This is a genomic window from Algoriphagus sp., from assembly GCF_024642405.1.
In the GTDB taxonomy this organism is placed as follows: Bacteria; Bacteroidota; Bacteroidia; order Cytophagales; family Cyclobacteriaceae; genus Algoriphagus.
Window position 1 is genome coordinate 1 of sequence record NZ_JAHEBC010000328.1, and the last position, 4,257, is coordinate 4,257.

The 4,257-nt window shown below is 38.7% G+C and carries 3 protein-coding genes; 2 read left to right on the plus strand and 1 reads right to left on the minus strand.

The window, feature by feature from the left end:
- A partial coding sequence (locus Q0L68_RS17065; RefSeq protein ID WP_296705451.1) for a hypothetical protein occupies positions 1-563 on the minus strand: 563 nt, incomplete at its 3' end.
- 235 nt (positions 564-798) lie between these two features.
- Between Q0L68_RS17065 and Q0L68_RS17070 the strand changes: the two genes are divergently transcribed.
- Both Q0L68_RS17070 and Q0L68_RS17075 read left to right on the plus strand, forming a co-directional pair.
- Positions 799-3,237, plus strand: coding sequence for a prolyl oligopeptidase family serine peptidase (locus Q0L68_RS17070; protein ID WP_296705452.1), 2,439 nt, complete (start codon positions 799-801; stop codon positions 3,235-3,237).
- A 287-nt stretch (positions 3,238-3,524) separates the two neighbouring features.
- A partial coding sequence (locus tag Q0L68_RS17075) for a BCCT family transporter (protein WP_296705454.1) occupies positions 3,525-4,257 on the plus strand: 733 nt, incomplete at its 3' end.

Sequence of the window (4,257 nt, forward strand, 5' to 3'; positions counted from 1 at the left end):
ATAAAACTTGCAATGGTTCTGTTGTTTTTATTTTTTGGGTTTTGGATTACTCCTTTATTCTTCCATATAACACCTACTGTCAGTATCAAAAAAAGTACTGCCCAAAAGAATCTAAGATAGTATTGGACCCAATTTGGAGAAAGGAAACCTTCCGAAAACACAAAATGTCTATTCCCTAATTGTTGAGACTGAATTATTTCCCTTTTTTGATCAAGAGGTAGAATATAATAGGGCAAGAAATCAATGGCGTAAAAAACAGCAGGAACAAATACCCACCAATACGTTTTAATCCAATTAGTCTTTCCCTCAAAAATCCTTTTTGTGAAAAAGTACAAATAGGGAGTTATTAGGTATGCAGCAATATTCCCAGTCCTGGAAAAGTGGGCATATTGGTAAATCTCACCTGATCGATATAACTCAGCAATGATTAAACAATACCAAAGTAACAGAATTGAAATTCCTAACAACCAATTACCATTTTCCTGTTTTTTGGAGAATACCAATAAAACCAGACTCAATAATAATCCTAATACTCCTGCTACAATAGAAATTACCTCTATCATCTATCCTCATTTGTAATTCATATGTGAAATAAAGAAAATTTGTATTAGTAATTGAAAATTAAGCAGTAAGAATCTTTTCATCCTAGGCTCTACCCTATGATCTCTGCCTACAAATCAATGGTTTTGAAAAAATAAATTATAGGGTTTTATCCAAGATTCTAACCATTGGTGACTTTTTTGGTAATTAACTAGCTCTGAGGAGTTAAATTAGATATCGAAAATAAACCACATAAATATGATGAAGAGATTTACAATCCACTTTTTGGCAGCAATCTTGTTTTTAGCTGGATATTCTGATATCCAAGCACAAAGCAGCTACCAAAAACCACCAAAATCAATTACTGATTTAGTGAATGCCCCAAGCACTCCCTCAGTAAGCTTTAGTAAAAACGGAGATTGGATGCTACTCTTGGAAAGAGCAGATAATCCAAGTATAGAAGATCTTTCCAAGCCCGAATTAAAAATAGCTGGCCTTCGGATCAATCCTGCCACTTCAGGACCTAGCAGAGGCAGAGGAACAGAAAATATTAAAGTAAGAATGACTCGGAGTGGTGAGGAAAAACAAATTACAGGCCTTCCCGGAAAACCCGATATGGGAAGTTTTTCTCTATCACACGATGAAAAATACCTGGCTTTTACACAAACGGAATCTAATGGAATTAGCCTTTGGGTGGTAGATTTAGGGACTTTCGAAGCCAAAAAACTGACAGACGCCATTATCAATGATGTCATGGGAAATTCCCTAGTTTGGACACCAGATAATCAAATTTTGGTTAAGGCTTCAAACCCTTCTCGAGGTGCGATGCCTCAAAGACCAGCAGCCCCATCAGGACCAATCATCCAAGAAACTACAGGGGATGCTGCACCTAGCCGAACTTATCAGGATTTACTTTCTGACCCTTACGACGAAGCGCTTTTTGCATATTTCATGAATACCCAACTAATGATGGTCAATCTGGATGGTACCAAAAAAGCAATCGGTTCAGCAGGTATGATCAAATCAATGGACCTTTCTCCGGATGGATCTTATATCATGGTGGAACAAATCAGAAAGCCATTTTCGTATTTGGTCCCTGCCAATAGATTTCCTTACGATGTGCAAATCTGGGATAAGAGTGGAAAAAATGTAAAGACACTTGCGGAGATTCCTCTGGATGAAAACAGACCCACTGGTTTTGATGCGACAGTTACAGGTCCAAGAAATATAAGCTGGAGAGCAGATAAGCCAGCAACCTTGTATTGGGTGGAAGCTCAGGACGGTGGAGATGCAAGAGTTGAGACAGAAGTTCGAGAGATTGTTTACACTCTAGCTGCACCTTTTACAGCACAGAAATCAAAGTTGGCCACGACTCCATACCGATTTGCAGGTATAGCATGGTCCGATGATACTTTCGCCATTATGAATGAACGCTGGTCTCGTTCCAGAAAAGAAGTTCGATCTGTCATCAATCCTTCTGATCCGAATCAAGCGAAAAAAGTGATCATCGATAGATCCTCAGATGATTTGTACAATGATCCAGGAGATCCTCTTTATACCGAAAATGAATTTGGAAGAAACGTCCTTTTAAGAAAAGGCGATTTGGTCTTTATGACCAGTCCTGGAGGTTCCCCAGAAGGAAATATGCCATTCCTTTCGACTTTTGACACCAAAACCAAAGAGCAGGAAATTCTTTGGAGATCTCAGGCTCCTTACTATGAGCGAGTTGTCAAAGTATTGGATGAAAATGGGTCTGAATTTATCACGATAAAAGAAAGCACCGATATCCAGCCAAATTACTGGTTGGTGAATACTAGAAAGCGAATGGCACCTGTTCAGGTAACCAACTTTGCTCATCCTTATGAGTCTATCAAAGGTATTCAAAAGCAATTGGTTACTTACAAAAGAAACGATGGGCTTAATTTATCCGCAGTCATTTATACTCCAGCGGGTTATGATGCTGCCAAAGATGGACCGCTACCGGTTTTGATGTGGGCATATCCAAGAGAATATAAATCCAAGGAAGTTGCAGCACAAGTTAGAGGCTCCAAATATGCCTTTACAAGATTGAGCTGGGGATCACCGATTTATTGGGTGACCAGAGGCTATGCCATCATGGACCAAACAGAAATGCCTATTGTGGGAGAAGGTGACAAAGAACCCAATGATTATTTTATCGATCAATTGGTCGCAAATGCAGAAGCTGCCATTGACCATATTGTGGAATTAGGAATTGGAGATAGAGATAGAATCGCAGTTGGAGGGCATTCTTATGGAGCATTCATGACAGCCAACTTACTTTCACATACAAATCTATTTGCTGCAGGAATTGCGCGAAGTGGTGCTTACAATAGAACTTTGACCCCTTTTGGATTCCAGTATGAGCAACGTACCTATTGGGAGGCTCCAGAAGTTTATTTCAACATGTCTCCATTCTCTTTTGCTCATAAAGTGGAAACTCCGATTCTATTGATTCACGGACAAGCAGACAATAACTCCGGAACTTTCCCTATTCAATCCGAGCGTTATTACAATGCTTTGAAAGGTCATGGAGCAACAGCAAGATTAGTTTTCTTACCAAATGAAAGCCATGGCTATGCCGGCGAAGAATCTATTTTACATACCCTTTGGGAAATGGATACCTGGTTGGAGAAATATGTGAAGAACAAAAACGAAATTAAGAAGGAAACTGAATAGGTAATTTTACCTGATTTGAAACCCTCTCCAAATTAATTTTTGGAGAGGGTTTTTATATTCTCGATTTAAAAAATTACCATTTCAAAAGCTAAATCATCTAACAACTATCAAACATTTTTTCTATTCATATAAATCTCCTTATTTAAGCTAGCTTATATTTCCATAGGGATATGAAATGGGTTAAATTAGCTGAAAAACCACCCTAAATTATCAAAGCTTCAAAAAGTATCGTTCCCACCCCTTTTTTAAAGAGCATACAGCCATGGGTATTCTTCCCTTCAGCTGGTTTGATTGTTCTTTTTGTTACACTTACCCTTATCTTCCAAGAATCTGTAGGTGATTTATTCGAATCCCTCCAGGCCTTTATTTCTAAAAGCTTCGGATGGCTATATGTCCTGGCAGTAAATGTCATATTGATATTCTGTATATACCTAGGCTTCAGTAGATACAAGAGTATAAGACTCGGGGGTAAAGATGCAAAACCGGAATTTAGTACCTGGGCTTGGCTCAGCATGCTATTCAATGCTGGAATAGGTTTGGTCCTAATGTTTTATGCAGTGGCAGAACCCGTCAGTCATTTTTCAAATCCTCCATATGGGGAAGCAGGAACATTAACCGCTGCAAAAAACGCCCTGAACCTATCTTATTTACATTGGGGACTTCATGGTTGGGGAGTTTATGCCTTAATGGGTTTATCTATTGCATTCTTTAAATACAATCAAGGCTTACCTCTGGGAGTTCGATGGATTTTATATCCATTATTAGGGGATCGGCTAAAAGGGCCGATTGGACATTTTATCGATACTATGGCTGTAGTAGCTACTTTGTTTGGTTTGGCTACGACACTGGGTCTAGGTATTCAGCATATTAATTCCGGTCTGAATTATCTATTTAACATTCCAAATAGCGCCGAGATTCAAGTTATTTTAATTGGGATTATCACCTTGTTTGCAACAGCTTCAGTTGTATCTGGACTACATAATGGGATTCAGATATTAAGTAAAATCGCCTCAATGATGG

Coding starts and splice junctions, on each gene's coding strand:
- Q0L68_RS17070 (WP_296705452.1), top strand. CDS start 799: ATGATGAAGAGATTTACAATCCACTTTTTGGCAGCAATCTTGTTTTTA.